Annotated in this window: 27 protein-coding genes and 2 pseudogenes; 23 read left to right on the plus strand and 6 right to left on the minus strand. The window is 72.0% G+C overall.

The features are described 5' to 3' along the window. The first annotated feature begins 242 nt into the window (after positions 1–242). From F4562_RS33115 to F4562_RS33145, 7 genes are all read left to right on the plus strand, one after another. On the plus strand, positions 243–1,520 hold the full coding sequence (locus tag F4562_RS33115; RefSeq protein WP_184546562.1) for an acyl-CoA dehydrogenase family protein: 1,278 nt from the start codon (positions 243–245) through the stop codon (positions 1,518–1,520). Between the two features lie 139 nt (positions 1,521–1,659). Beyond that, positions 1,660–3,096 carry an aldehyde dehydrogenase family protein gene (locus F4562_RS33120; RefSeq protein ID WP_184546560.1) on the plus strand — a complete coding sequence of 479 codons (1,437 nt, stop codon included), beginning with the start codon at positions 1,660–1,662 and terminating at the stop codon, positions 3,094–3,096. Between the two features lie 281 nt (positions 3,097–3,377). Further along, positions 3,378–3,707: a PadR family transcriptional regulator gene (locus tag F4562_RS33125; protein ID WP_184546558.1), complete on the plus strand. Its 330-nt coding sequence runs from the start codon at positions 3,378–3,380 to the stop codon at positions 3,705–3,707. Positions 3,708–3,709: 2 nt separating this feature from the next. Next, positions 3,710–4,126 carry a DUF1048 domain-containing protein gene (locus F4562_RS33130; protein WP_184546556.1) on the plus strand — a complete coding sequence of 139 codons (417 nt, stop codon included), beginning with the start codon at positions 3,710–3,712 and terminating at the stop codon, positions 4,124–4,126. After that, entirely contained in the window at positions 4,123–4,923 is an 801-nt protein-coding gene (locus F4562_RS33135; protein WP_184546554.1) for an ABC transporter ATP-binding protein, read from the plus strand. Before F4562_RS33130 ends, F4562_RS33135 begins: the two co-directional genes overlap by 4 nt. Before the next feature lie 9 nt (positions 4,924–4,932). Further along, positions 4,933–5,694 (plus strand): ABC transporter permease, encoded by a 762-nt coding sequence (locus F4562_RS33140; protein ID WP_184546552.1) that lies wholly within the window; start codon positions 4,933–4,935, stop codon positions 5,692–5,694. A gap of 806 nt (positions 5,695–6,500) precedes the next feature. After that, complete coding sequence (locus tag F4562_RS33145) at positions 6,501–7,733, plus strand: serpin family protein (protein WP_184546550.1); 1,233 nt, start codon at positions 6,501–6,503, stop codon at positions 7,731–7,733. A 217-nt stretch (positions 7,734–7,950) separates the two neighbouring features. Here the strand turns inward: F4562_RS33145 and F4562_RS33150 are convergent, their stop codons facing one another. Next, positions 7,951–8,754 (minus strand): hypothetical protein, encoded by an 804-nt coding sequence (locus F4562_RS33150; RefSeq protein WP_184546548.1) that lies wholly within the window; start codon positions 8,752–8,754, stop codon positions 7,951–7,953. Positions 8,755–8,963: 209 nt separating this feature from the next. Between F4562_RS33150 and F4562_RS33155 the strand changes: the two genes are divergently transcribed. Both F4562_RS33155 and F4562_RS33160 read left to right on the plus strand, forming a co-directional pair. Further along, a complete protein-coding gene (locus tag F4562_RS33155) occupies positions 8,964–10,175 on the plus strand; it encodes a sensor histidine kinase (protein ID WP_184546547.1) in 1,212 nt (403 codons plus the stop codon). A 65-nt stretch (positions 10,176–10,240) separates the two neighbouring features. Further along, positions 10,241–10,936 carry a response regulator gene (locus F4562_RS33160; RefSeq protein WP_184546804.1) on the plus strand — a complete coding sequence of 232 codons (696 nt, stop codon included), beginning with the start codon at positions 10,241–10,243 and terminating at the stop codon, positions 10,934–10,936. Between the two features lie 163 nt (positions 10,937–11,099). On the opposite strand, the gene F4562_RS33165 is transcribed toward F4562_RS33160, so the two are convergent. Further along, positions 11,100–11,702 carry a hypothetical protein gene (locus tag F4562_RS33165; protein WP_184546546.1) on the minus strand — a complete coding sequence of 201 codons (603 nt, stop codon included), beginning with the start codon at positions 11,700–11,702 and terminating at the stop codon, positions 11,100–11,102. 107 nt (positions 11,703–11,809) lie between these two features. On the opposite strand from F4562_RS33165, the gene F4562_RS33170 reads away from it, so the two are divergent. From F4562_RS33170 to F4562_RS33200, 7 genes are all read left to right on the plus strand, one after another. Then, positions 11,810–13,444, plus strand: a complete 1,635-nt coding sequence (locus tag F4562_RS33170) for a nitrilase-related carbon-nitrogen hydrolase (protein WP_184546545.1) — start codon at positions 11,810–11,812, stop codon at positions 13,442–13,444. After that, positions 13,441–14,241: an oxidoreductase gene (locus tag F4562_RS33175; protein WP_184546544.1), complete on the plus strand. Its 801-nt coding sequence runs from the start codon at positions 13,441–13,443 to the stop codon at positions 14,239–14,241. The genes F4562_RS33170 and F4562_RS33175 overlap by 4 nt, the downstream gene beginning before the upstream one ends. A gap of 163 nt (positions 14,242–14,404) precedes the next feature. Further along, complete coding sequence (locus tag F4562_RS33180) at positions 14,405–15,547, plus strand: aromatic ring-hydroxylating dioxygenase subunit alpha (RefSeq protein ID WP_184546543.1); 1,143 nt, start codon at positions 14,405–14,407, stop codon at positions 15,545–15,547. Then, the gene (locus F4562_RS33185) at positions 15,522–16,265 is read left to right on the plus strand and encodes a hypothetical protein (RefSeq protein WP_184546541.1); all 744 of its coding nucleotides are present in this window, start codon (positions 15,522–15,524) and stop codon (positions 16,263–16,265) included. Before F4562_RS33180 ends, F4562_RS33185 begins: the two co-directional genes overlap by 26 nt. A gap of 28 nt (positions 16,266–16,293) precedes the next feature. Further along, complete coding sequence (locus F4562_RS33190) at positions 16,294–16,920, plus strand: hypothetical protein (protein WP_184546539.1); 627 nt, start codon at positions 16,294–16,296, stop codon at positions 16,918–16,920. Further along, a complete protein-coding gene (locus F4562_RS33195) occupies positions 16,917–17,660 on the plus strand; it encodes a maleate cis-trans isomerase family protein (protein ID WP_184546537.1) in 744 nt (247 codons plus the stop codon). The genes F4562_RS33190 and F4562_RS33195 overlap by 4 nt, the downstream gene beginning before the upstream one ends. A 47-nt stretch (positions 17,661–17,707) precedes the next feature. Continuing rightward, the gene (locus F4562_RS33200) at positions 17,708–18,664 is read left to right on the plus strand and encodes an alpha/beta hydrolase (protein WP_184546535.1); all 957 of its coding nucleotides are present in this window, start codon (positions 17,708–17,710) and stop codon (positions 18,662–18,664) included. Positions 18,665–18,692: 28 nt separating this feature from the next. Here F4562_RS33200 and F4562_RS33205 read toward each other — a convergent pair whose 3' ends face one another. Continuing rightward, positions 18,693–19,688, minus strand: a complete 996-nt coding sequence (locus F4562_RS33205; protein WP_184546533.1) for a helix-turn-helix transcriptional regulator — start codon at positions 19,686–19,688, stop codon at positions 18,693–18,695. A gap of 311 nt (positions 19,689–19,999) precedes the next feature. On the opposite strand from F4562_RS33205, the gene F4562_RS33210 reads away from it, so the two are divergent. The 4 genes from F4562_RS33210 (at position 20,000) to F4562_RS35560 (ending at position 22,588) form a co-directional block, all read left to right on the plus strand. After that, positions 20,000–20,305, plus strand: a complete 306-nt coding sequence (locus F4562_RS33210) for a hypothetical protein (protein WP_184546531.1) — start codon at positions 20,000–20,002, stop codon at positions 20,303–20,305. Between the two features lie 413 nt (positions 20,306–20,718). Continuing rightward, positions 20,719–21,969, plus strand: a complete 1,251-nt coding sequence (locus tag F4562_RS33215; protein WP_184546529.1) for a threonine aldolase family protein — start codon at positions 20,719–20,721, stop codon at positions 21,967–21,969. 4 nt (positions 21,970–21,973) lie between these two features. After that, on the plus strand, positions 21,974–22,114 hold the full coding sequence (locus F4562_RS33220) for a hypothetical protein (RefSeq protein WP_184546841.1): 141 nt from the start codon (positions 21,974–21,976) through the stop codon (positions 22,112–22,114). Positions 22,115–22,408: 294 nt separating this feature from the next. Further along, positions 22,409–22,588, plus strand: coding sequence for a hypothetical protein (locus F4562_RS35560; RefSeq protein ID WP_246473625.1), 180 nt, complete (start codon positions 22,409–22,411; stop codon positions 22,586–22,588). A gap of 5 nt (positions 22,589–22,593) precedes the next feature. On the opposite strand, the pseudogene F4562_RS36770 reads toward F4562_RS35560, so the two are convergent. The 3 genes and pseudogenes from F4562_RS36770 to F4562_RS33235 form a co-directional block, all read right to left on the minus strand. Continuing rightward, a pseudogene (locus tag F4562_RS36770) lies at positions 22,594–22,746 on the minus strand (metallopeptidase TldD-related protein); the annotation flags it as partial. 79 nt (positions 22,747–22,825) lie between these two features. Next, positions 22,826–23,076: pseudogene (locus F4562_RS33230) on the minus strand (DUF8817 family protein); the annotation flags it as partial. Between the two features lie 84 nt (positions 23,077–23,160). Continuing rightward, complete coding sequence (locus F4562_RS33235) at positions 23,161–23,748, minus strand: PadR family transcriptional regulator (protein ID WP_184546527.1); 588 nt, start codon at positions 23,746–23,748, stop codon at positions 23,161–23,163. 265 nt (positions 23,749–24,013) lie between these two features. On the opposite strand from F4562_RS33235, the gene F4562_RS33240 reads away from it, so the two are divergent. Genes F4562_RS33240 through F4562_RS33250 form a run of 3 tightly spaced genes read left to right on the plus strand, consistent with a single transcriptional unit; the run spans position 24,014 to position 26,761 of the window. Beyond that, positions 24,014–24,961 carry a hydroxymethylglutaryl-CoA lyase gene (locus F4562_RS33240; RefSeq protein WP_311734225.1) on the plus strand — a complete coding sequence of 316 codons (948 nt, stop codon included), beginning with the start codon at positions 24,014–24,016 and terminating at the stop codon, positions 24,959–24,961. Beyond that, positions 24,945–25,568: a GntR family transcriptional regulator gene (locus tag F4562_RS33245; protein WP_184546523.1), complete on the plus strand. Its 624-nt coding sequence runs from the start codon at positions 24,945–24,947 to the stop codon at positions 25,566–25,568. The genes F4562_RS33240 and F4562_RS33245 overlap by 17 nt, the downstream gene beginning before the upstream one ends. After that, the gene (locus F4562_RS33250) at positions 25,565–26,761 is read left to right on the plus strand and encodes a CaiB/BaiF CoA transferase family protein (RefSeq protein ID WP_184546521.1); all 1,197 of its coding nucleotides are present in this window, start codon (positions 25,565–25,567) and stop codon (positions 26,759–26,761) included. Before F4562_RS33245 ends, F4562_RS33250 begins: the two co-directional genes overlap by 4 nt. Positions 26,762–26,790: the final 29 nt, after the last annotated feature.

Genomic DNA, 26,790 nt, shown 5'->3' on the forward strand with positions numbered 1-26,790 from the left:
ACGGCGACTCCTTGCGCGCGGGACCGGCCCGGTGACCCAGTGGCCCAGTGGTGTGGTCATCGTGACGACGGGGACTTCCGGCGGCGGGTGGCGACGTGGCCGGCTGCGTCGACCGGGCCGCCCCGGTGGCCGGGGCCGGCGATCTGGAGGCCTGCTGGAGTTCGGGGCTGCCCGGCCGCACCTACCGGTTCGCCCGCTGAAGGGCGGCCGCGACCCACATCCTTCTGCCGGAGGGACACCCCATGACCGACAAGCTGACGGGTGAGCGTCTCGTCGACGACATGACCGGCGCCGAGCGTGATCGTGCCGCCCGGGTCGAGGCCGTGCTGCCCGCCCTGCGCGCCGCCGCCGCCGAGGCGGACGGACGGGCCCGCTTCCCGGCCGGACACGTCGCGCTGCTGCGTGAGGCCGGGCTGCTCGGTCTGGTGGTGCCCGAGAGGTACGGCGGGCTCGGCGGCACGCTGCGCGACCTGGCCGCCGCCACGTTCGCGATGGGCACGGCCTGCCCGTCCACGGCGCTCGCCTACTTCTTCCACAACACCAGCGCCTCCCGGGGGCTGCTGCCGTTGGAGGCGATCGACGCGGGCCTGTTCACCGAGGAGGAGATCCCGGTGGTGCGGGCCTTCGCCGAGAAGGTGCTGACCCGGATGGCCGGCGGCACGTGGCTGGCCAACTTCGCCTCGGAGTCGGTCAAGAGCTCGGGTGCGAACATCACCATCGCCACCACCGCCCGCCGTGCCGGCGACGGCTGGATCCTGGAAGGCGAGAAGTCGTTCGGCTGCGCCACCGGTGTCGCCGACTACTACCTGACCACCGCCAGGCTGGAGGGGTACGACACCGCCGAGGGCCTGGCCACGTTCTTCGTGCCGCGTGAGGCTCCCGGCGTCTCGGTCCGGGCCCCGTGGGACGGGCTCGGCATGCGTGCGACGGCCAACAACGGCATCCGGCTCGGTGGGGTGTTCGTCCCCGAGGACGAGGCGCTGACCGTGCCCGGCGCGTTCACCCGCATGCTGCGGATGAGCCGGGGCAGCTTCGTCGGCAACCAGCTCGCCATCGCGGCCGTCTACACCGGTTGCGCGCAGAACGTCTACGACACCGTCGTCGCCGAGCTCACCGGCAGGACGTTCGCCGACACCGGGCGGCCGATCGCCTCCAGCCCGACGCACCAGGTGCTCTTCGGCGACATGACCGTGCAGTTGGAGACCGCCTACCTGTGGTTGCGCCGGCAGCTGCTGCTGGAGACCTCCGAGCCGCCGCCGCGGCCCAGGGCGGAGGTGTTCCGGCAGTGGCGGATGGGGAAGGGTGCGGTGACCGAAGCCTGCTTCCAGGTCGTCCTGGGCGCGTTCAAGGCCTCGGGCACCTCCGGCGCCATGATGGGCGGTGTGATCGGTCGTGCCCTGCGCGACGTGGCGATGGGCCTGGTGATGACCTTTCCCGCCGAGCGCGGCAGGTTGGAGGCCGCCCAGATGGTGACGCAGGCCAAGGAGAACGAGCTGTTCGCGACCGTGGACCGCCGATGAGCGGCCCCGCCCCCGGCGGCCCCGTTCTCGCAGGCCCGGTCTCGGCCCGTGCCGGTGCGGCGGACCGTGGCGCGGGCCGAGACCGGCCCGCCGGGGTGGCCGTCCGGCGGGCGGGAGGTCGCCGGGGGGTGGCGGAGGCGTGATCGGCGTTCCCGAGTTCCGGGACCTGGTCGACGGCGTGTGGTCAGCCTGCCCGGGGGACCTCGGCTTCGACCTGGAGGATCCCGCGACCGGCCAGGCGGTCGCCCGGGCACGCGCGACGGCGCCCGGACGCGTCGAGGCGGCTCTGGCCGCGGCGGAGCGGGTGGCGGTCCCGTGGGCGGCGACCGCGCCGGAACGCCGCGCCGAGATGCTCGACACCGTGGCCGGTGAGCTCGATCGGCGGATCCCGGACATCGTCGCACTGGAGTCCTTCGCCACCGGGGTGCCGATCCGGCAGACCACCCCGCTGGGGGCCATCGTCGGCGGGTCGTTCCGGCTGGCCTCCGCGCAGCTTCGTGAGGGCCTGCTGCGGACGACGGAGATCCGTGAGGACGGCCGCGTCGTCGAGGTGCACCGGCTCCCCCTGGGCCCTGCCCTGTGCCTGGTGCCGTGGAACGCCCCCGCCCCGATGGCCGCGCACAAGGTCGCCAGCGCGCTCGCCGCCGGGTGCCCCGTGATCCTCAAGGTGAGCGAGTACGCACCCTACGGTTCGCAGGTGCTGGCCGAGGTCCTGCACGAGGCACTGCCGCCGGGTGTGTTCCAGTTCGTGCAGGGCGGTGCCCGGACGGGCGGGCGTCTGGCCGGCGACGCGCGGGTCCGCGCGGTCTCCTTCACCGGCGGTCCGGCCGGGGGCCGGGCGGTCGCCGCCGCGTGCGCCGCCGGGTTCCGTCCCGCGCAGCTGGAGCTCGGCGGCAACAACCCTCTACTGGTCCTGCCCGACGCCGGGATCGAGGTCGCCGCGCGGATGGCCGCGGATCTGCTGACCACGCTCAACGGCCAGTGGTGCCGGGCACTGGGGCGTCTGCTGGTGCCCCGCGGCCGGCTCGGCGAGCTGGTCGCGGCCGTCGGCGAGCGCCTGACCGCGTTGCGCGCCGGGGACCCGCTGTGCGACGGCACGGACTTCGGGCCGCTGGTCCACTCCGCGCACGTGCGGCGGGTGCGGGAGGCGGTCGCCGCCGCGGGCGGGCGGGCGGTGTCGTACGGCGTCATGCCGGACAGCGGCAACTTCCTGGCGCCCACGTTGATCACCGGGGCCGACCTCGCCGAGGAGGTCTTCGGCCCGGTCGCGGCGGTCGTCCCGTACGACACCGTCGAGGAGGCGGTGACGCTGGCCAACGCCACGCCGTACGGGCTGGAGGGTTATGTCATGGGTGCGGACGAGGAGCGGGCGATGGCGGTCGCGCGGCGGGTGCGGGCGGGCGAGGTGAAGGTCAACGGCTCCAGCGTCATGAGCCTGCACCTGTTCACTCCACGTCCGGCGTGGGGGGTGTCCGGCCTGGGTGAGGAGGGCACCCGTGAGACGTTGCGGTTCTTCACCAACGCCCGGGTCGTCGGTGTCGAGGGTGGCTTCGCCCTGCACGGCAGGCAGCGCTGAGACGCCCGCCCGGTCGCCGTGCCGCCTCCGGCGGTCGGCGGCGCGGCGGGCGGCAGTGAGGAGGCGAAGGCCGGCGGCCGGCGTCTTCAGTGGGCCGACACAGCTCGTCCTGCCCTGAGCGAGGTGGCGGCGGACTCCCCCGCGAGCAGTGATCAGCTCGCCTGCACCCGCACACTCGTGATCCCCGATCGCACCAGCTATTCGGTGTTGCTAGGTACCGGTAGTCGGTGTTACTTTGTACCGGTAGTCAGCGTCACCGAGTAGCTGAAAAGGGGTGTTCCGTGGGCAAGCAGCTGACGGAGATGCTCAAGGGAACGCTGGAGGGCATCGTCCTGGCGACCTTGTCCGGCCGGCCCGCGTACGGCTACGAGATCACGGCATGGCTGCGCGAGCAAGGCTTCTCCGACATCGCCGAGGGCACCATCTACGCGCTGCTGGTCAGGATCGAGCAGCGCGGCCTCGTCGACGTGGAGAAGGTCCCCTCCGAGAAGGGGCCGCCGCGCAAGGTGTACTCCCTGAACGCTCAGGGACGGGAGTACCTCGAAGAGTTCTGGAGGACCTGGAGCTTCCTGGCCGAGAGGCTCGAGCAGCTCCGCGAAGGAGGTAAGTAGACATGGAAACAGGGTCGAACGAGCCGAAGAGCCGCTATCTGCAGTACCTGGAGATGGTCACCGGGCCGCTGGAGGACAAGCGGCGCTACCGGCAGTACAAGGCGCGCATCAAGCAGCTTCCCCAGAACTACCGCACGGCGGCCGAGGCGCTGGAGCGCTACCTGCTGCTGCTCGGGCCGGCCGACGGCGCCGCCGCGATGGCGATGTACGAAGACCTCACCGATCTGTTCGAACGCAGCGCGGCGGACGGAACCCCGATCCGCGACATCTTCGGGGAGGACCCCGTGGAGTTCGTGGAGGCGTTCGTGGCCAACTACCCGGTCGGACAGTGGAGAAGCCGGGAGCGGAACCGCTTCACCAGCGCCGTCGCGCGCGCCGCCGGCGAAGATCCCGCAAGAGAGGACAAGACCGAGCGATGACGGCACAGCAAGCCCAGGCGATCCACGTGCGGGGCCTGGAGAAGTCGTACAAGGAACTGCGGGTGCTGCGCGGCGTGGACTTCACCGTGGCGCGGGGCAGCATCTTCGCCCTGCTCGGCTCGAACGGGGTCGGCAAGACCACGGTCGTGAAAATCCTGTCCACGCTGCTCAAGGCCGACGCGGGCACGGCCCGCGTCAACGGCTTCGACGTCGCCACGCAGGCCGCAGACGTGCGCGAGTCGATCAGCCTCACCGGGCAGTTCGCCGCCGTCGACGAGATCCTCAGCGGGCGGGAGAACCTGGTGCTGGTCGCCCGCCTGCGCCACCTCAAAGAGCCGGGCAAGGTCGCCGACGACCTGCTTGAGCGTTTCTCGCTGACCGACGCGGGCGGGCGGAAGGTGTCCACGTACTCGGGCGGCATGCGCCGCCGCCTCGACATCGCGATGAGCCTGGTCGGCGATCCGCCGGTCATCTTCCTCGACGAGCCGACGACCGGGCTCGACCCCCAGTCGCGCATCGAGGTGTGGCAGGCCGTCAGAGAACTCGCCGCGCGCGGCACGACGGTGCTGCTCACGACGCAGTATCTGGACGAGGCCGAACACCTCGCCGACCGGATCGCGATCCTCCACGAGGGCCGGATCATCGTCAACGGCACCCTGTCCGAGCTCAAGCGGCTGCTCCCGCCCGCCGAGGTGGAATACGTCGAGAAGCAGCCGACCTTGGAGGACGTCTTCCTCACGCTCGTCGGCGCCGACGGCAGGAACGGCCAGGACCGCAACGTCGGCACGAACGCGTAAGGAACCACGATGACCAAGCATTTCTTCGGCGACACCGCCGTCCTGCTGGGACGATCCCTGCGCCACATCACCCGCAGCGCGGACACCATCGTCACGACCACGCTCATGCCGATCGCCATGCTGCTGCTGTTCGTCTACGTGTTCGGCGGCGCGATCAGCACCGGGCCGGTCTCGTATGTGAACTACCTGCTGCCCGGCATCCTGCTCATCACGGTCGCCTCGGGGATCGCCTACACCGCCTTCCGGCTGTTCACGGACATGAAGAGCGGCATCTTCGAGCGCTTCCAGTCCATGCCCACCGCGCGCTCGGCGGTGCTGTGGGCACACGTGCTGACCTCGCTGGTCGCCAACCTGATCTCGCTCGTGGTCGTCGTGCTCGTCGCCCTGCTCATGGGCTTCCGCTCGGGGGCGGGCGTGCCGGCCTGGCTCGCGGTCGCCGGCATCCTGATCCTGTTCACCCTGGCGTTGACCTGGATCGCCGTCATCCCCGGTCTCACCGCGAAGTCCGTGGACGGCGCGAGCGCGTTCTCCTACCCGCTCATCTTCCTGCCGTTCGTCAGCTCGGCCTTCGTACCCACCGACACCATGCCCGGCCCGCTGCGCGCCTTCGCCGAGCACCAGCCGGTGACGTCCATCGTCAACGCCATCCGCAACCTGTTCACCCAGCAACCGGTCGGCACCGACATCTGGATCGCCCTGGCCTGGTGCGTCGGCCTCCTCATCGTCGCGTACGCCTTCGCCATGAACACCTACCGCCGCAAGATCTCCTAAAGGTCCCGCGAAAGGCGGACGACGACGCGATCGTCCTTCCACGGCATCGACCCGGACGGTCCGATGCCCGGGTCCACGAGATGGACCTCCGACAAGCGCCGGGTGACCGACAGACTCCCCGACGGCTCGAAGCAGGACACCTGACGAGCGCCGCCACCTGCAAGACCGCGCCTCCCGCTCGTCATCGCCGCTCCGGCGCCGGGCTCCTCCGCCGACGCGCGGACCGGAACACGCCCCTGAAGCGGACGACGCTCACGCCGCGGTGAACGACGGCAACGCCCCCACTGCGGGCCATGTCTCACCGGCCGAGCGGTGGGTTTGAGCGTCCGGACCGGCGTCGGCAAGGCCGAGCCGGCTCAGCCGGCGGGCCGGGCACCTCGGCCCATACGCCTTCCGATCGTCCATCGGGCACAGCGCGAACCAGGCCACAGCGAGCAGGCCGGCGGGAAGCCGGCCAGACCACGCCGAGCTCATCCCTGCCCCCCGTGCGTCGCTCACCAAGCCGTGAGCGCCACGTCGGGGCAGGGCCACACGATCGAACACCTGGGTTGAGGAGATTCATGATGGGACACAGTGACAGCGGCTTAGGCCGTCGACGACTGACGAGGAGGCCGCTGAGCTCGGCCTGGCCGGTCCGCTCATTTGACCGCCTCGACGGTGAGATCGACAACGTCCCGACCTCCTGCCGTCTGGTCCGCGCCACCCGGGAACCGCGCCGGCCACGCGCACCGCCACACCTGCGGTCGGGCATCGGCCGGCGGCGGCCGGGGCGGTGAACCGCGGGGCGACCGGATACGATCAAGATCGTGCGCCGACTGCTCACCGCCCTGCTGACCCGCGCCGCTCGCCCGGGAACCGACCCGAACATGCTCGTCGCCACGGGGGTACGGCGGAAAAGGCCGGTCGCTCCGCCGGTCGCGGAGACCGTGCGCGGGCTCGCCGCCTTCGGCCACGCCCTGTTCGCACAGGCCGCCGCGCCGGAGGCCAACGCGGTCCTGTCGCCGCTGAGCATCGGTTATGCCTTCGGCATGGCCCGGGCGGGCGCCGCCGCGGCCACCGCCGTCCAGCTCGACCGGGTCTTCGGCTTTCCCACCCGGGGGCCGCACACCGCGCTCAACGCGCTCACCCGGCGGATTCTCACCACCGGCGGCTCGCCGCCCCGCTCTGGGCGGGCGGTGCGGACCAGGCCGGAGCCGCCGGTCCTCGCCATGGCGAGCGGGCTGTTCACCCGGCAGGGGCTGAGCGTCCGGCCCGGGTTCCTGCACACGCTCGCCGCTCAGTACGGCACCGGCGTGCGCGAGGTGGACTTCACCCGCGATGCCGCCCAGATCATCGACGCGTGGGCGGCCCGGGAGACGGCCGGGCGGATCACGAAGGTGTTCGACCACTTGGCCCCCGACACCCAGCTCGTCCTTGCCAACGCCGTGTACTTCAAGGCCGGCTGGGAATGGCCGTTCACCGATCCGCCTGAGCGAGGCGCCGCCTTCACCCGGGCGGACGGCACGGTCGTGCGGACGGACCTGATGCGCCGGTCCGGCACCGTTCCGTACGCCGCCGGGCCGGGCTGGCAGGCGGTGGAGCTGCGCTACACCGGGGGCGAGCTGGTCATGTGGGTGCTGCTACCTGAGGCGGGCGGCTCCCCCGTCGGCCTGCTCGCCCCGGAGGTGATGACGCGGGTGGCCGCCGAGCTGGAGGAGCGTCAGGTCGAGCTCGCCCTTCCCCGCTGGGACTTCTCCACCCGTCTGGACCTCCTGGAGTCGCTCTCCGCGCTCGGGCTGACGGGCACCGACTACTCCGGCATCGCCGAGGAGATCTTCCTCGAACAGGCGATCCACCGTGCCGCCGTGACCGTCGACGAGCGGGGCACCGAGGCTGCCGCCGTCACCGCGCTGGCCTCCGCACCTACGGGCCCACCCCCGCCCCCGCCCAAGCCCGTCAGGGTACGCGCCGACCGGCCGTTCGCCTTCGCGATCGTCCACCGGCCGACGCTGATGCCGCTGTTCATCGGCCAGGTCGCCGACCCGGTCGCCAAGGGCTGAGCCCCGCACCGACGCCCGCCCAGGGTGAGCGGGCGGGGCTCAGCCGGAGCCGGCTGTGCACCCGCGTCACCGCCGCCCCTGGCGGCGCGGCCGTGCTTGAAGCCGGGGCCCGGCGGTCAGCGCAGCAGGTGGGGGCCGGGGCGGGCCTCGCGCGTGCTCATGGAGACGCCAGTGCCGGTGAGGTGGGTTTCGGGCTCACCGGTACCGGTCCGGGTCGTCATCCTCTCGGGCCGTAGGCCGCCATGAGGACGTGCACGCTGATGAGGACGACGACCCAGACCATGGCGCGCCTGGTCGGCGGGGGGCCGCCGCGCAGCAGCGAGACGCCCAGGGGGATGAAGGCGACACAGAGGCCGCCCACCGCGATGAAGGACTGCGGTTCGGTGCCTTTGAGCGTCCCGAGCGCGAGCGCCGACATCAGGCCGAGTGCGATCGAACGGCCCAGGCCCAGGGCACCGGAGCGGTAGGCGCCGATGGCCAGCACGACCCAGCCGAAGAAGGCCGGCCCGGACATGGACCTGAACGGATGCCAGACCGTGTCCCGCCATGCCAGGTAGTAGCCGTCGATGCCGGTGAGCACGGTCTGCAGGCCGAGGCTGTCGGTCAGGTGGAAGGCCAGGTGATCGGTGCCGAACTGGAAGGTCCGGGTGAACAGGCCGACGATCACCAGGCAACCGCCCCACAGTCCCCACAGCGGATTGGTGACGGCGATCCTCTGTGCCAGCGTCATGACCGCCGGCCACAGCAGCACGAACCCGAAGGCGAAGCAGACGTAAGCGGCGGTGATGAGGGCGGGATGCTGAGTGTAGGCGGTGAGCTGGTAAGGGACGAAGTAGTAGAACGGGGAGCGCAGGAGAGTCCCGGTCATGATCAGGGTGGGACCGGCGATCAGCGAGATGGCGCTCACCCATCGGCCGGGAAACGGGGGCTGGCGGTCCAGGTTGGCGGCGGCGTTGGCGGCCCGCCGGTCCGCGCCGCTCTGCCGCCATCGTGTGACGCGCCGGCGAAGATCAATGTTCATGGATTGCTGCCCCATCATGTCCGTGTCGGTGCGCCCGGACCGGTACGCCGGGGCACATCAGCATGGTGAGGGGCGACGCGGGGGGTGCGCGTCTGGCTCGGGTCGCATCTTGGTGGGCGGGCACGAGCAGGTGGTACGACCCCAGGCGGATGCGGATGTCCGACCGTGGGCAGATGCCGCGTGATCCGGTGAGGCGATAGCTTTCCGCCATGGAATGGGCTGGAAGGCGGCTCGACGCGAAGAGCGTCGCCGACGCGGCGGTGGCGGTCGCCGTGGCGCTGATCATCAGATACGCCATCGTCGATCCGCCGGGGCCGTCGTCGCACTGGCCCGCCTGGTCGGCCTGGCCGGTGGCGGCGGTCGTGAGCTTTCCGGTCGCGCTCCGGCGGCGCCGGCCGCGGGCCATGCTCGCCCTCGCGTGCGCCACGGCCGCGGCGGTGACCATGGCCGGGGCCGTCGCGGCGGGTGCGATCTGGCTGACTTTCACACCGGCCGTGCTCGTGCTGTATCTGGTGGCCACCACCGCCTCGATCGCGTGGTCGTCGGCGGGCCTGGCGGTCTGCCTGCTCGCTGAGGTGAGCGCGGTCCTGGTCTTCTACGCGCAGGTGTTTCCCGGCCTCGATCCCGCGGCGGCCCCCAGCGAGATACCGCCGGCCTGGCCGATCGAGATCGGTATGGTCACCGTCCTGCTGACCGTCGCGTGGGCCGTCGGGACGGTCGTCCGCTGGAGGCGGGAGACCACCGCCCGCCTCGTCCGCCACCTCGCCGAAGCCGCGGTGACCGACGAGCGCAGGCGCATCGCCCGGGAACTGCACGACGTCATCGGCCACAGCATGAGCCTGATCGCCGTCAAGGCCACCGTCGCCAACCATGTCGCCGACGCCCGCCCGCAGGAGGTCCGCGCCGCGCTGGCCGTCATCGAGCAGACCAGCCGCAGCACGCTGGCCGAGATCCACCGGGTGCTCGACCTGCTGCGCTCCGACGGGGATCCCCGGCAGGCCCGTCTGCCCGTGCCCGGCATGGCGGACCTGCCGGAGCTGGCCGTCCACGCCCGCTCGGCCGGGGTCGAGGTGGACCTGGCCGTCCGTGGAGAGGCCGCGTTGCCTGCCGCGGTCGCGATGTCGGTGTACCGGATCGTGCAGCAGGCCCTGACCAACGTCGTCACCCACGTGGGGCCCACCCGCTGCTCGGTCACCGTGGACGCCGGCGGACGGGAAGCGGTGATCGAGGTCGTCGACGACGGCCCCCGCCACGGCCGGCCGCCGCGGCCGGGCAGCGCCGACCGGGGCGGGCACGGCCTGATCGGTATGCGTGAACGGGTCAAGATGTACGGAGGAACGTTCGACGCGGGCCCCCGGCCCGAAGGAGGTTTTCGCGTGTCGGCCCGACTGCCCTACGCCCCGGACGGCACCCCGGCATGAGCACCGACGACATGAGCGTCCATGAGCACCCCCGCATGGGCACCGACGACATGGGCACCGACGACATGAGCGGCGGCGCCGCCCCGCACGACCCGTCCCCGCCCGCGCAGTCCGTCCGGGTCCTGCTCGCCGAGGACCAGGTGCTGATCCGCGACAGCCTCAAGCTCCTCATCGACACCGCACCGGGGCTCACCGCCGTGGCCGAGGCCGGCACCGGCGCCGAAGCGGTGCTCCTGGCCCGTCGGCACCGGCCCGACGTCGTCCTCATGGACGTGCGCATGCCGGACATGGACGGCATCGAGGCGACACGGCGCATCTGCGCCGACCCCGCCTGTGCCGGCGCGCGCGTACTGATCCTCACCACGTTCGATCTGGACGAGTACGTGTACGCGTCGCTGCGGGCCGGCGCGAGCGGCTTCCTCCTCAAGAGCGCCACGGCGACCGAGCTGTTGGCCGCCGTTCGCGTCGTCGCCTCCGGTGAGGCGCTGCTCGCGCCGACCGTCACCCGCAGGCTCATCAGCGAATTCCTGCACGGCCCTCGCCCCGCCCCGGCCACGAGAGACCTCAACGACATCACCCAGCGTGAGCGCGAGGTGCTCGCCCTCATCGGAAAGGGGATGTCCAACTCCGAGATCGCCGAGCACCTGCACCTCACCGTCGGCACGGTCAAGACCCACATCAGCCGTCTCCTGGCCAAACTGCAGGCCCGCGACCGGGCCCAGCTCGTCATCGCCGCCTACGAGGGCGGGCTCATCACCTAGCCGGGCGGCCGCCGGTGACCGATCGGCCACTCTTCGAACGGCGGCCCCGCCTGCGCACGTGAAGTCGTACGCCGACGGCGGGTCCCCCTCCACTGCCCGATGATGGGCGGCACCCGGGATCCGTCGAGGGGCCCACGGCGTCGGCCTGTCGTTGACGAAGCTGTCACCGGCCGGGGCCTCGGCGGCCGTCGCGGTCGCCCGTCGCCGCGATGGCCGCGATCAGCACGGCTTCGCCGGCGTTGCCCAGGACGGGTACCGTCACGGCGGCGCCCGCGGTGGCCAGGAGCGCGGCCGCACCCAGGCAGAGCCACGGTGTGCGCCGCCGCACCCACAGCGTGACACCCGCGGCCAGCAGGATCACCGTGGTGACCAGCGCGGCGATCGGCGGCCCCGGAGGGTCGGCGGAGACGTGGCGCAGGGTGCCGGACCACCAGCGGGGCTCCAGCCGCAGATCCGCGAGGCTCACGGTGTCCAGGACGATCAGCGCGCCGGCCAGGCCCCACGCCGGGGCGGTGAGCCCGCGGCGTACGAGGGCGGCCGCGTGGACGATGAGCAGCGGGGTGAGGACGGCGTGGGCGATGAAGCGGCCGGTGCTGAGCGCCTGGAGTCCCGGCCCTTCACCGATCAGCCGTCCGGCTCCGACGACCGCCGAGTCGTAGGCGACGCCCGCCGCGACGGCGAACGGGATCCACAGGCCGGATCGGGCCAGTCGTACGGCCAGAGCCGCCTGGACCAGGGCGAGCCCGCCGTACAGGACCGAGATCACGACAGTACGACGTGGTTGAGCACCATCGCCTCCTGGACATTCGCTCCGGTTTCGCGAGATCCTAACTGTTGGAAACGTTGTTTCTCTAGACGTAACGGGGAGCGGGCATGGTGCGCGTCGCCGCGGTGCAGTTCGCAACCGGCCAGGATGTGACCGCCAACCTCGCGACCTGCCTGCGAATGATCGACTCCGCCGCCGGGCGGGGTGCCGAGCTGATCGTGCTGCCCGAGTTCTGCAACCACCTGTCCTGGTACGAGAGCCGCGACCACGCGCGCCGCCTGGCCTGCCGGCACGGAGACCGGTTCCTGGACGCCGTCGCCGGTCGCGCCGCGCGGCACCGCGCGTACGTCAAGCTCGGCGTCACCCTGGACCGCGGGGACGGCCGCGTCACGGGCGCCTCCCTGCTGTACGGGCCGTCCGGCACGCTGCTCGGCGAGGCCGACAAGCAGGTGCTGATGGGTGCGGAGAACGACCATCTGGATCCGGGGACGGTCGTGGGCCCGGTGGTGGCGACCCCGGTCGGCCGGCTGGGCATGTACGCCTGCATGGAGGGCGTGATCAGCGAGGTCACCCGCGGGCTGGCGCTGCGCGGCGCCCAGGTCCTGCTCAACAGCCTGAACTCCTTCGCCGTGGACGAGGCGAGCCTGCACGTCCCGGTCCGCGCCGCGGAGAACAGGGTGTGGGTGATCGCCGCCAACAAGGTCGGGCCGCTGCTGCCCGCCGACAGGGCGGAGCTGATCGGCGCCGGGCTGGGCATCGCGCCCGGGTGGCTGCACGGCGCGGGTGAGAGCCAGGTCGTCGCCCCCGACGGCACCGTCGTGGCCAGAGCGCCGCGGACCGGTGAGGCCGTCGTGGTGGCCGACGTCGACGTGGCCCTGGCCGACGACAAGGTCAGAGCAGACGGCACGGACGTGCTGGCCTGTCGCCGTCCCGCCCTCTACCGGCCGATCGCCGCCGAACCCCGCGGCCGCAGAGCTCCCGCCGGCGCGCACGGCGTGGCCGTGGCCGTGGTCAGGCCGCGCGCGGGGCCCGGGAGCGCGACGGAGCTCCTGCGGCGGGCGGCCGAGGACGGGGTGCGGTTGCTCGTACTGCCCGAGCTGTGCGGGGTGAGGGCCGAGGAGGCGGCGCGGGCCGTGCGCGGGACCGGCGCGCACGTGGTGCTCAGTGAGATCCGCGGCCGCGCGCACGAAGGGCTGCTGGTCTCGGCCGAGGGGATCGTGGGACGCCAGCGCAAGCTCCACCCGTCCGCGCGGCAGGCAGGGCGGGTCACCGTGTTCGGGGACCGGCTGGAGGTCTTCGCGCTGCCCTGGGGGAGACTGGCCGTCGTCGTCGGCGACGACACGGTTTTCCCGGAGACGTTCAGGCTGGCGGCACTGGCCGACGCCGACGTCGTCGCGGCGCCCTTCACCCCGTCCGAGCCGTGGGAGTTGCGGTACGGCCTGCTGGAGCGGGCCGCGGAGAACCGGCTCAACGTCGTCGCCGCCGGACACGACGGGCCGGAGGGCCTCGCCGGCGCCATCCTGGCCGCACCGCGGGACTTCACGCTCTGGACCGCCTGGGAAGGCCCGTTCACCGGCCGCATCAGCCACCCGGTCGTCACCCCGGTCGGGAACGGCGACCGCGTGGTGCGCGCCGAGGTCCACCCGGCCCAGGCCGTCAACCGGCACGTCTCGCGCGGCACCGACCTGGTGGACGGCAGGCCGTGGCGGCTCGCCGACGCGCTCGTGGAAGGAGAGGCATGAGGGAAACGCTCCGGCACGTCGAGCAGATGCTCGACGAGTCACCGGTGGTCGACGTCACCGAGACGTTCGAGCGGTTCCGCGGCATGCTCGCAGCCCTCAAAGCCAAGATCGACGCGAGGTTCGAGCTGACCGCCGATCCCGGCTCGATCGGCGCCTACGGGGCCCACCCCGGCGGGCCGGGCGGCCGGATCGACGCCTACTGCGGCCCGGAGATCGACTGGATGGTCCACTCCTGGCTGGGCGACCCGGCGGCGGGCTTCGCCAACCTGCACCTCACCGTCTGGCTCGGCCCGCAGGTCGACGTGCCGCACCTGGGCGTCGCGCTGCTCCTGTGGCCCGAGGGGTGGTTCTACCAGAACTACATCCCCCGGGTGAACCTGGCCGGGCACGGCGACTACTACGACCGCCACTACGCGCCGCTCGAGGCGGACTGGCTGCGCTTCAGGGAGGAGAACCCGGACTTCACCTGGTTCACCAGCCGGGCCGGGTTCATCCGCGCCGGCCTGTCGCCCAACGCCTACTGCTACTCCTTCCCCCGTACGCGGGGCAACGCCGACGTGGTCGGCGAGCTGCTGCACGCGCGGGTCGACCACTGGCTGCGCCTGGTGGACGGGGCCGAACCCGTGCCGCGGGCCGGCAGGGCGGCGCTGGCCGCCACCGACCTGGCGATCCGCAGGAACATCGCCGAGCGCGACCCGGCCAACGCGCTGGGCGTGCGCTACTTCGGCCGGGAGCTGACCGACCGCCTGGTCCGCGCGCTGTGGGGCGGCGACCGCGTGCTGCCGAGGCCCGGGTGACCGGCCCGCCGCGGCGGGCGGCGAGGAGCGCGGGTGAGGCGCCGTCCGCCGCCGCCCGTCCGGAGGCCCGCCACCCGGCGGCCCCGGACGGCGACCGGCCGGCCGGCGTGTCCCGGCACGGAGGCGGGCCGTACCCGATGGTGCCGCTGTCGAGGAGGAGACCATGCTCAAGAACTTCTGGTACGCGGTGGAGTTCGGCCACGCGGTCGGCCGCCGGCCCCGCAGGGTCACCTGCCTCGGACAGGACTTCGTGATCTGGCGGCGCCGCGACGGCCGGATCGCGTGCCTGTCCGACCTGTGCGTGCACCGGGGAGGCGCGCTGTCGATGGGCACGCTGGTCGGCGACGACTCCATCGCCTGCCCCTACCACGGCTGGGAGTACGACCCGGACGGCAGGTGCGTGAAGATCCCGGCCAACCCGCCGGGGCGGGGCATCCCCCGTAAGGCGCGGGTCGACGCCTACCCGGTGGTCGAGAGGTACGGGATGGTGTGGGCCTTCCTCGGCGACCTGCCCGAGGACGAGCGGCCGCCGATCCCGCACATCCCCCAGCATGGGGACCCGGCGTTCCGGGCGGTCCACTGGGAGACCACGGTCGAGGCCAACTACGAGCGCACGCTGGAGAACGTGATCGACGCGGCGCACACCCCGTTCGTGCACGGCACCGCGTTCGGCAACCCGGACAGGCCGCAGATCCCCGACTTCGAGATCACCGGCGACGACTGGCACGCCGAGGCCGACATCCTGCTCAGCCCTCCGCCGCCGAAGGGCCTGTGGGGAGCGCTGGCCCGGCGCAGGCCCCGCGTGGAGTACGTCGTGGTCTCCAACGGCTGGTACCTGCCCAACATCGTCAAACTGCACGTGCGGCTGCCCTTCGGCGACCTGGTCCTCTACGACCACAACATCCCGCTCGGGCAGAACCGCACCCTGGTGAAGATCGTCGGCTACCGCAACTTCTTCACCGGCAGGTGGGCGGACCGCAACGCGGTCAGACGCATCGAGACGATCTTCGAGCAGGACCGTCCCGTCGTCGAGAACCAGCGTCCCGAACTGCTGCCCTTCGACCTGTCGGCCGAGCTGCACATCCGCAGCGACGCCCTCCAGGTCGCCTACCGGCGCCGCCGGCGGCAGCTCATGGACCGGGGCTGGTGGGTCGGCGGCGACGACATCGTCACCGGTGACGTGCCGCGCCGTGAGGCCACCGTCATCGCCTCGCCCGCCCGCCGCGACAACCCCGACCTCGCCCGTGCCTGGGTCCACAGATCCCGAGGGGAGAACTCCGTTGAGCCTGCCCGCAGCGCTGAGTGAACGCGTCCTGGGCCGCCTGCTCACCGCCACCGGCCTGTCCTGTTCGGCGGACGTCGAGCTGACCGCCCCGATGTCCCCCGCCTCCGTCGGCGCGCTCCGCGTCTTCCGTCCCGCCGTGGAGGGGCGGGACGACGCGCGGCGCGGCCCGGCGCGGGCGGACGACGGGCAAGTGGCGAAGGCGGTGACGGTCAGCCTGGCGGTCCCCGCGATCGGGCTGGACAGCCACATGATCTTCGTGTTCACCCGGCCGGAGTCGGCGGTCCCCCACTTCACGCTGGACGCGGTCGCCTCGGCCGGGTACCACGCGATGCACCTGGACCTGATCCCCCGGGTGGAACTGGCCACCCACCTGGCCTACCTGGACGCCGTCCACCTGCCCCTCACCCCCCTGCTGGAGGCGGCCTGGGAGATCGACGGCGTCTCCCCCGCGGCGGTCGGCCCCCGCCAGCGGGCGATGATGTCCCCGTGGATGCTGGTCTGCCGGGCGACCGAGGACGCCTTCGACAAGCTCGGACCGACCGTCGACGCCTACCTCGACCACTGGCTGACCCTCCTTGACCGGGGCGTCCCCGCCACCGCCGACACCGACCTGGCCGCCCGCGACGCCGTCAACCGCGCCAACCTGTTCAGCCCCGACGTGGACCCGGTCTGGCACCGGATCACCGGCCTGCTCGGCGCCGGCCAGACCGACCGGATCCGCCGGGAACTGCTGTCATGACCCCCTTCGGCAAACGCCGGATGACCTCGTGAGGTACCCCGTGGCGCTGGCCGTCGAGGACTTCGTCCCCGTGCTGCTGACCCTGGCGGGTGTGTGCCTGCTCAGCCGGTACACCGGGGCCCGGCACCGGCCCGGCGTACTCCTCGCGGCGGCCCTCATCGGGGCGGGCGGGCTGGCCAAGGCCGTCTGGAAGCTCATCGTCGCGCTCGGCGGCCCGGACCTGCCCTGGCTGGAGCTGATGCTGTTCCCGCTGCTCACCGCCGGGTTCGGGCTGCTGGCGCGGGTCCTGACCGCCCGCCCCGACGGTTCGGCGCCCGGCTGGATCCCGCCGCTGGTCATCGGCCTGTCGGCGCTGTGCGCGGGCGGTGCCGTGCTGGCCGGGAGCACGTCGCCGCTGCTGGTCAGCACCACGGTCTTCGCGACCCTCTGCGGCGTCCACCTGATCATGGCCGCCCGGCGGCGCGGCGACGTCACCGCCGCCGCGCTCTTCGGCGTTCAGCTGCTCGGCTTCTTCGTCCTCAGCCCGCTCGCCGCCCGCCCCGACCAGACGATCGCCCTGCAGTGGGTCGAGCAACTGTCCAACACCGCCGCCCAGGGGGCGTTCGCCGTCGCCGCGTTCCGGCTGGGCCGTACCCGGCAGGAGGTCTCCCCGTGACCGACGCGCTCGGCCGGCGCCGCAAGTTCGGCGTGATCGTCCCGTCCACGAACACGATCGTGGAGCCCGACTTCTACCGCATGACCGTCCCCGGGGTGACCGCGCACTTCGGCCGCATCCACATCCGCGACCAGGACATGGCCGGCGACGAGGGCATGGAACGGCTGCTCGGCCAGATCCGCCGGGAGATCGGCGCCGCCTGCGAGCGGGTGCTGACCTGCGAGCCGGACTACATGGTCATGGGCATGTCCGCCGAGACCTTCTGGGGTGGCGTCGAGGGCAGCCGGCGGTTCGTCGAGCAGATCCACGCCATCACCGGGCTGCGGGTGGCCACCGGCGCGCAGGCGTGCGAGCGGGCCCTGCGCCTGTACGGCGCGCGCAGGATCGGCGTGGTGACCCCGTACCAGCCGGTGGGTGACGATAACGTGGTGCGGTTCTTCTCCGAGATCGGCTTCGAGGTCGTCGCGATCAGGGGCCTGAGGTGCCCGACGGCCGTCTCGATCGCGCATGTCACCGAGTCCGCGCTCCGGGAGGCGCTGGAGGAGGTCGACACGGCGGACGTGGACGCGATCGTGCAGTGCGGGACGAACCTGTCCATGGTCGCCCTGGCCGACGAGGCCGAACGCCGGCTCGGCAAACCGGTCATCGCCATCAACGCCGCCACCTGGTGGATGGCGCTGCGCGACAACGGCATCCGCGACAAGGTGGACGGCGCCGGCCGCCTCCTGCGCGAGCAGTAGCCCCGGATCGACACCCCACGCGGGAGACACGGAGGAGACGAGCAGCCATGGCCCCATCGACCGGATTCACCCGCCGGCTGTGTGCCGCGCTGGCCGCCGCGGCACTGGCCGCGGCGACCGTGACGGCACCCTCGACGGCTCTCGCCGGCGACGACCCGGTGTCCGCCGCGGTGTCGCCCGGCCTGGTCGGCCGCTACGAGACCCGGATCGGCGACGACCCGGCCACCGTCCACTACCCGGTGGGCCGCGGGGCCGTCCCGGTCGCCCTGCTGCTGCAGGGCGCCAACGTCCCTGCGGGAAGCTACGGCAGGTTCGCCGGGATCGTCGCCGGTTTCGGCTTCGCGGTGGCCGTCCCCGACCATCGGCGTGCCGTCGGCCCGGTCTCCGGGCTCTTCCCCGAGCAGGTCCAGGTCAACGCCGTCGCGGCGTGGGCCGAGGCGGAGAACTCCCGTGAGGGCTCCCCGATCGCCGGGCGGCTGGACGCCGGCCGGTTGGTGCTGCTCGGCCACTCCTTCGGCGCGGCCGCCGGGCTCTTCGCCGTCGGCAACACCTGCGCGGTCCCGTTCTGCTCCGGCCCCGTCTACCGCCGCCCCGCGTCCCTGCGGGCCGCGGTGTTCCACGGGGCCGGCACCGCGGCGCCCGGCGGCGGAACCGTCCCCATCGACAACACCGGGGTGCCGGTCGCCCTGATCCAGGGAGGCATGGACGGGGTCAACCCGCCCGCAGTGGCCCGGGCGACCTACGACGGCCTCGGCTCGCCACCCAAGGCGTTCGTCACGGTGACCGGAGCCAACCACTTCGGCCTCACCGACACCCAGACCCCGCCCGGGGCCCTGCCCGACCCCTCGCCGCAGGCCCTGCCGCAGCAGGAGAGCATCGACGCGGCGGCCAGGTGGAGCGCGCTGTTCCTGCGCGCCTCCCTCGGCGACCCGCTGGCCGCGGCCTACGTCTACGGTTTCGGCGACGCCTCCGACGACGACGTCACGGTGGTCTCCCGGCGCTGAGCGCCGCGGCGGGAGACCACCGCCGCTTCTACTGCTGTTTCGGCAACCACCCTTGCTGGACCGCCCGCATGCCGAACTCGAACCGGCTGCGTGCCCCCAGGCGGTCCATCAGTTCCGAGGCGAGACGCCGTGCGGTACGGGGTGAGACGCCGAGCCGTTTGGCGATCGCCTCATCGGTGAACCCCTGGGCCAGCAGGTGGATCACCGCGGCTTCCTGGGCGCTCAGGCCGCTCGCGTCGTGCATGACGGGCTCGCTGAGGGGCTGGGCTTTGGCCCAGACGGTCTCGAACAGTGCGCACAGGGCGGCCAGGGTGCCCTGCCCGGTGAGCAGGACGGCGCTGGCGGCGGAGTCGTTGCTGTCGACGGGGATCAGGGCGGTCCTGCCGTCGAAAATGATCATTCGGGTGGGCAGCTCGGGGGCGGTGCGCACCTCACCTCCGAGTTCGGCCAGCCAGGCCACGTACGCCAGCGTGGTCGAACTGTTGCGGATGCTGTTGAGATAGACGGCCCGCATCCGCACACCACGGGTGAGCAGGGCCTCGTCCTGGGGTTTGGAGGCTTCGATGGTCTCCGCCCGGTGGGCGCCCCCGGGCGCGAAAGTCAGGATCTCGGTGTCCAGTGCGCGGGCCAGGGACGCGATCCGGTCGCGGATCGCGTCCAATCCGATCAGCCGCTCCACCTCGGGGTGGCGGACCGGAGAGGTGAGATCGGCGAATTCGGCGATCATTTGCGCGGCGGCGACCCGGGACGCCTCCAGGCGCTGCTGCTGGGCGGCCAGCTCCGCCTGCTGGCGTGCCATCAAGATCTCCATACCGATGTCTGGGGAGACCGCCCGCAGTTGTCTCTCATACTCGTAGGAGGGGCGTACCAGCGTCAGCTCACTCAGGGTGTCCAGGCTGCGCCGGACCTCTTCCTCGGTCAGGGCCAGATGGGCCGCCAGGGCCGTCACACCGTCGCGCGGACGGGTGAGCATGGCGCGGTAAACCGCCTCCGCGGTGGCGTCCAAGCCGAGTGAAGCGAGCATGAAGCAACTCTCTCCCTGAATTCACAGTGAAACAATCATGCCACTCGGGTGCGGGCCGGAATGCGATGGAATCGGCCGCCGTCGCTTCCCGACGGCACCGAGGGCCGGGAAGACCGTCAAACACCGTCGGGGCCGGTGACATCCGTTACCGCTTCCCGTTGATATGGCCGGCCATCATCGGGGAAGGTGTTCGCGGTCCCTTTCTGTCGCTTTCTGATTTCACACCGGCTGCGTGGCCGCTTTGGGTCACTGCCGTAAGTGTCCAGTCTTATACCGGCGACCGGATGCCGCCGACCGGAGATGGTTCGCTCATGTATCTCGTCCATGTCACGCTACGGGCGCCCACACCCGGCCACAGGCCGCCCCCCGGTCTGGCCGCCCTCATCAGGTCGCTGTCCGGCCCCGCCGATCGGATCGAGCATGTCTGCTTCCATCCCGCCGCCTCCCCCGGCCCCGTGGTCGGCGTCTACCTGATCGCCGACTGTCTGCCGGCGGCGGAGGAAGGGGCGGTCGCATTGTGCCTGCGCGCGGTCAGCACCCTTCCGCAGATGCGCGGCTGGACCATGACACGGGCCGGAGTCCCGCTTCTCGCACCCCGGTACGGCCCGCCTGGTTAAAAAGGTCCATTGCCGTTTCAGTCCACCCGGAGAATCTTGTACCGGTGCCGGGTCGCGACGAAGCTGAATGCACCGGCAGGAAAGATCGATCCGCCGGTGGAGCCGGTCGCACCCGCGCTGAGGGGAGCAACCGGAAACGCCCGGCCCCCTTCCCCCGACAAGGAGTTCCTCATGCTTCGCACCCGCCTGGCAATGGCCGCCCTCGCCGCCCCCGCGTTCACCGCCCTGTCCCCCTCCTGGCCGCCGGCCCCGGCGACGGCACCGCCCACGCCGCCGGAAGCGTCCGCTCCGGCGGCACCGTCTGGGAGTGACCACCGCCTGCTGAGCGCCGGCCGAACTTCGGACTGATGAAAGGCCCCCATGCCCTCAACTCCAGCCGGATCCACGTTTCCAGACGATCGAGGAGTCGATGCATGACCAGCGACGCAGAAAGTTCCGGGGCCGACGTGAGCGGTGAGCGCGGTGACGCCGCCGAAAACAGCGGCAGCGTGACGACCCCGAGCAGAAGCGAAGGCACCGCGGGAAACAAGGAGAAGCGCGGGAAGAAGGCCGTGCGGGAGGCGAAACGAGTCCTCGCCCGGCCCGCCGCAACCCTCTCGCTGGGCGAGCGCCTCTCCTCGTTGGCCGAGCAGGCAGCCGCGGTCTACGACCTCTCCTCTCCCATCGACACCTACGGCGACGGCGTCGTGGCCGACCTGGAGCGGCGGGTGGCGCAACTGCTGGGGAAGGAGGACGCGGCTTTCTTCCCCACCGGCACCATGGCCCAGCAAGTCGTGCTGCGCTGCTGGGCGGAGCGCACGGGAAACAACCGGGTGGTGCTCCATCCGCTCTCCCATCCCGAGGTCTTCGAGGCGAACGCCTTCGAGAGGGTGAGCGGTCTGTATCCGGTGCGGGCCACGGGGGCGCCGCGTCAGCCGACCGCCGAGGAGATCCGCGGGCTGCCGGAGTCGTTCGGCGCGCTGATGCTCGAACTGCCGCTGCGTGATGCCGGCTACCTGCTGCCCACGTGGGATGAGCTGGTCGGGGTCACCGAAGCGGCGCGGGAGCGGGGTGCGGTCGTGCACTTCGACGGCGCCAGGTTGTGGGAGTGCACGACGCACTTCGGACGTCCGCTGGAGGAGATCGCCGCCCTGGCCGACACCGTGTACGTCTCCTTCTACAAGTCGCTCGACGGGATCTCCGGCGCCGCGGTGGCCGGACCGCGCTCGCTGATCGAGGAGACGAGGATCTGGCGGCACCGGTACGGAGGAAGGGTCGTCCAGCAGTTCCCCGCGGCGCTTTCCGCCCTCGTCGGGCTCGAGCGCGAACTGCCCCGGCTGCCGGAGTACGTGGCGCACGCGCGGCTGGTGGCGGCCGCCATGGCCGAGGGGTTCCGGGACACGCGCCTGGGGTGGTTCAAGGTGCGACCGGAGGTGCCGCACACCCATCAGTTCCAGGTGTGGCTGCCGTTCGCCGCCGAGACGCTGGAAGCCGCCGTGATACGGCAGGCGGAGGAGAGCGGGATCGCGCTCTTCCAGTCGCCGTGGTGGGAGCCGGGAGTCCCGCCGGGGATCGCCCTCACGGAGGTGACGGTGAGCGCGGCGGGCCTGGAGTGGACCCCGGCCGACGTCCGCGCCGCGGTGTGCGACTTCGTCCGTCACGTGGAGACCTCGCCCGTCACATAGACCGGTGGCACCCGACCGCCGGCTGGGCCTGCGGCGCGCCACCCCCTGGGGCGTCCTCGACGTCGCCGGACCGGGGCCTGTCTGCGGACCCCGGCCCGGTCTCGAAGCTCAGCAGGACCCGGTGAAGACCTGCGGCGGAGCGTGATGCGGCCGGGTGGCGAGTGGTCCGGTGAGCAGGGCCGGGCCCTGTCCTCCCACGGGGACTTTCCCGGAGGTGCCCAGACAGTAGGTGGACCACCGTCCCACCGGGAGGCCGCCCACGGCGCGCAGGTCGGACAGTGCCCGTCGTGCCTGGCCGGTGATGATCAGGGGACGGACCGGGCGCGGTCCTCCCGGGGTGAGAAGGCGCGCCTGTTTCACCTCCAGGACGAAGACGCCCGTGGTGTGATCCAGATGGCCGTGGCGCTCGGGCTCGCTGCGACGGAAGCCGGCGCCCCGGATGAGCAACACCGTCGCCCGTCCGGCCCCCGACGGAGGCCACGGCATGGACGCCGGGCTCGGAGCCCTGTCCGCGCCGTTGCTGCACGCCGACCGTCTGGGGTTCGGGCATCTCGGCGCGTCGTCGAGCAGGGCCGACAACCACCCGCCGGCTATGAGCGTCCGCCGGACGGGAAGGTGACCCAGGGCCGTCGCGTCGTAGGATCCGTATCCGCCGGGCAGGAAGGGGTCGTTCGCCACGGTCAGGTGGGGGTGGGTGATCTGGGCGCCGAGCTCTTCCGCCAGGAGCGAGGGCCGGTCGCGGCGGTGCTCCAGCAGGTGGCCGCAGATCTCGTGCAGGACCGGAAAGGCCCTCGGCGTTCTTGCGCCTGCGGGGCCGGGTCATCCGGGGGATCCCGGAGAGCAGGAGTTTGCCGTGGGTCTCGCGCATGCCCGCGGCGAACGCCTCGAAGAGCTGGGCACGACGACCAGGCAGCTTCCGTAGGAGTCCTCGGGCTTGAACTCCGGGATGCCGAAGAAGTGCAGCTGGAGGTCTTCACGTCTGAGTGACACGTACGGGTTCGGGCGGACCTGGTAGTAAGTCCGGATGAAACCCAGCATGGTGTAGAACTCGACGATCTCGTCGATGGACCGGCAGGGAAGCAGCGGCACGGTGATCTCGTTGGCCATGGGTTTCTCCGTTCCGATGAAGGGGGTCGCCGTGGTCGGCGGGCCGTGGCGCCACCCGGCCCAGGACGCGGTGGGACAGGGCCGCTATTGGGCCTGTTGTGCGGGGGCGGGGTCCTCACCGGCCATGGTGAACGCACCCTCTTCCAGACGGCGGATCAGCCGGTGGGTCCACTGGGCGCCGGTGTCGGCGGTGGTCAGCCACAGGGACAGGACCTCGCCCACCGGCCCCCAGGTGTCCAGATCGGTGCCCGCAGGCAGGTGCGAGGTGATGCTCGCGCGCCACTCGCGCATCGCGCGGGCTCGCTCGCGCAGCATCTGCAGCGCCTGCTCCCGGGGAAGGTCCTCGATCAGGCCGACGGCGGCGCCCAGTACGTCCAGGCTCGGCTCGCGGTCGGCGAGAGCCCGGCTCAGGAGGGTGAAGTACTCCTGTTCACCTTCGCCGGTCAGTTCGTACTCGATCCGCGGCGGCCCTCCGGCTTCCGAGGGCACCGTCTCGTGCGTCACCAGCAGGCCCTGGCCGGCCATGCTCTTGAGCGCGTGATACACCGAGCCCGACGTGGCGGTGGACCACTCGTGCGCGCCCCATGACTCCAGATCCGCGCGGACCTGGTAGCCGTGTGCGCGCCCGCGCCTGCGCAGCGCTCCCAGTACCAGCAGCCGTACCGGTTTCATCCGGATCCCCCACCTTCGATTAGCCAAATTTGGCCAGCTTCTCCGGAGGCTACCGCCAACCTCCTTGCTGGCCAAATTTGGCTAGATGTTTCAAGGTGGCCGCGGTGTCCGGTGCGACCCGCTGACGCCGAGCCGTCCGCGCGTCTGGCCGCACCTCGCGCGGACCGGTATTGCATACATTCATCGGCATATTTACCGGTTTTCGTCGATACTTAGCGACTATTGCATACATTTCTGGTATCTCTGAGGTGTGTCCTATCCGAGCGTGCGCATCGTCGAAGTGGGGCCGAGGGACGGGCTGCAGAACGAGTCCGTCCTGGTCGGCACCGGTGCCAAGGTGGCCTACATCGAGGCGCTGGCGGCCGCGGGCCTCACCCGCATCGAGGCGGTCAGCTTCGTCCACCCCCGCCTGGTCCCCCAGATGGCCGACGCCGAGCGGGTGATGGCCCGCGTCCCACGGCGCGACGGGCTCAGCTACATCGGCCTGGTGGTCAACGAGCGCGGCCTGGAGCGCGCTCTCGACGCGGGAGTGGACGAGGTCAATGTCACGGTCGTCACCACGGAGACCTTCTCCCGGCGTAACCAGGGCATGACGATCGCCCAGGCGCTGGACTCGTTCAGCGTCATCGCCGCACGCGCCCGTGCGGCCGGGCTGCGCGTCACCGCGACTGTCGGGGCGAGCTTCGGCTGCCCCTTCGAGGGCGAGGTGTCACCCGGCGACGTCGCCACGATGGCGCGGCGGTGCGCGGACTCGGGGGCCGACGAGATCGCCCTCGCCGACACGATCGGGGTGGGCGTCCCCGCCGACGTGCGGCGCCTGACCGCGGCCGTGCGCGAGGTCACCGGCCTGCCGCTGCGCTTCCACTTCCACAACACCCGCAACACCGGCTACGCCAACGCGCTGGCCGCCGTCGAGGTTGGCGCCGCCGCGCTCGACGCCAGCGGCGGCGGGATCGGCGGCTGCCCGTTCGCCCCCGCCGCGACCGGCAACATCGCCACCGAGGACCTGTGCTACGCGCTGCGCCGCTCGGATGTGGACACCGGCGTCGACCTCGACGGACTGGTGGCCGCGGCCGCGTACATCGGCGAACGGCTCGGCGTGCCACCGCCCGCCCTGCTCGGCAGGGCGGGCGACTTCCCACCGGCCACCACCGGGCGGACGGCGCCCGGACGGACTTCGCGTCAAGGATGGGTACATGTCGACAGTCGATGACCTTCGCGGCCTGATCCTCACCGGCCGGTACGCCGCGGGTGACCGGTTGGGCGAGGTCGAGCTGGCCGAGACGCTCGGCGTCAGCCGCACCCCGGTGCGCGACGCGCTGCGCCGGCTCCAGGCCGAAGGACTCGTCGAGATCACCGCCAACAAGGGTGCCAGAGTCGTGGAGTACCCCCGCGCCGACCTGGAGACGATCTTCGAGCTGCGGGCCGGGATCGAGGGCCTGGCCGCCCGGCGGGCCGCGGCCACCGCGACCGGGCGGGACGCCGACCGCCTGCACGAGGTGGCGGTGACCCTCAAAGAGCACGCCGGACGCCACGACCTCGACGCGGTCTACCGGCTCAACGCCGAGTTCCACCAGACGCTGGTGCGACTCGGCGGCAGTGCCGTACTGACCCAGTCGATCAACTCGCTGGTCCACTCGCCCGTCCTGCTACGCACCTACAGCGCCTTCGACGAGGAGGCGATGCGGCGCAGCGTCAACCACCACATCGAGATCGCGGCGGCCGTACGGGCGGGCGACCCCGACTGGGCCGAAGCGGTCATGCGCGCTCACCTGTTCTCGGCGCGCGCATCGCTGCTCGGCCCCAGGGAGGGGCGATGAGAGGGCTTCCCCTCGGCGACGTCCGAGTCGTCGAGCTCGGCCAGCTGCTCGCCGGGCCGTTCTGCGGTCAGTTGCTGGGCGACTTCGGCGCCGAAGTGATCAAGGTGGAGGATCCCGGGCGGGGCGACCCGATGCGGCAGTGGGGCAGGGAGAAACCGCACGGGCGGTCGCTGTGGTGGCCGGTCGTCGCCCGCAACAAGAAGTCGATCACCTGTGACCTGCGCACCCGGCAGGGCCAGGACCTGGTCAGGCGGCTGGTCGAGCGGGCCGACGTGCTGCTGGAGAACTTCCGGCCCGGCACGCTGGAGCGCTGGGGCATGTCGCCCGAGCGGCTGCACGAGCTCAACCCCCGGCTGGTCATCACCCGTGTCACCGGCTTCGGCCAGAGCGGCCCCTATGCCCCCCGCGCCGGATACGGCTCGATCGGCGAGGCCATGGGCGGCATCAGATACGTCACCGGCGACCCCGACCGGCCGCCGTCACGCACCGGGATATCACTGGGCGACTCACTGGCGGCCACCCACGCCTGCGTCGGCACCCTGGTCGCGCTGCACGAGCGGGAACGCAGCGGGCTGGGCCAGGTCGTCGACACGGCCATCTACGAGGCGGTGCTGGCGATGATGGAGTCCCTGCTGCCCGAATGGCAGCAGGCCGCCTACCAGCGTGAACGTACCGGCCCCGTGCTGCCCAACGTCTCGCCGAGCAACGTCTACCCGACCGGGGACGGCGACTCCATCCTCATCGCGGCCAACCAGGACAGCGTCTTCTCCCGCCTGGCGACCGTGATGGACAGACCGGAGCTGGCCGCCGACGAGAGGTACGCCACCCACGGCGCGCGCGGCGGGAACGCGGCCGGACTCGACGAGATCATCTCCGCCTGGACCGCGTCGGCCCCCGCGGAGGACCTGCTCCGGGTGCTGCACGAGGGCGGCGTCCCCGCCGGGCGTGTCTACACGGCCAAGGACATGTTCGAGGACCCGCACTTCGCCGCCCGCCGGGCCATCGTCCGCGTGCCGCACCCCGACTTCGGCGAGCTGGCCATGCAGAACGTCGTCCCCAGGCTCTCGGCCACCCCCGGTGGCGTCCGTACGGCGGGCCCCGCGCTCGGCCAGCACAACGACGACGTCTACCGCGGGCTGCTCGGCCTGACCGCCGAGGAGATCGCCGCCCTGTCGGCCGAGGGAATCATCTGAGACGAGGAGCCTCCGTGCGCCGTCCGCCC

The sequence above is a fragment of the Streptosporangium becharense genome (assembly GCF_014204985.1).
In the GTDB taxonomy this organism is placed as follows: domain Bacteria; phylum Actinomycetota; class Actinomycetes; order Streptosporangiales; family Streptosporangiaceae; genus Streptosporangium; species Streptosporangium becharense.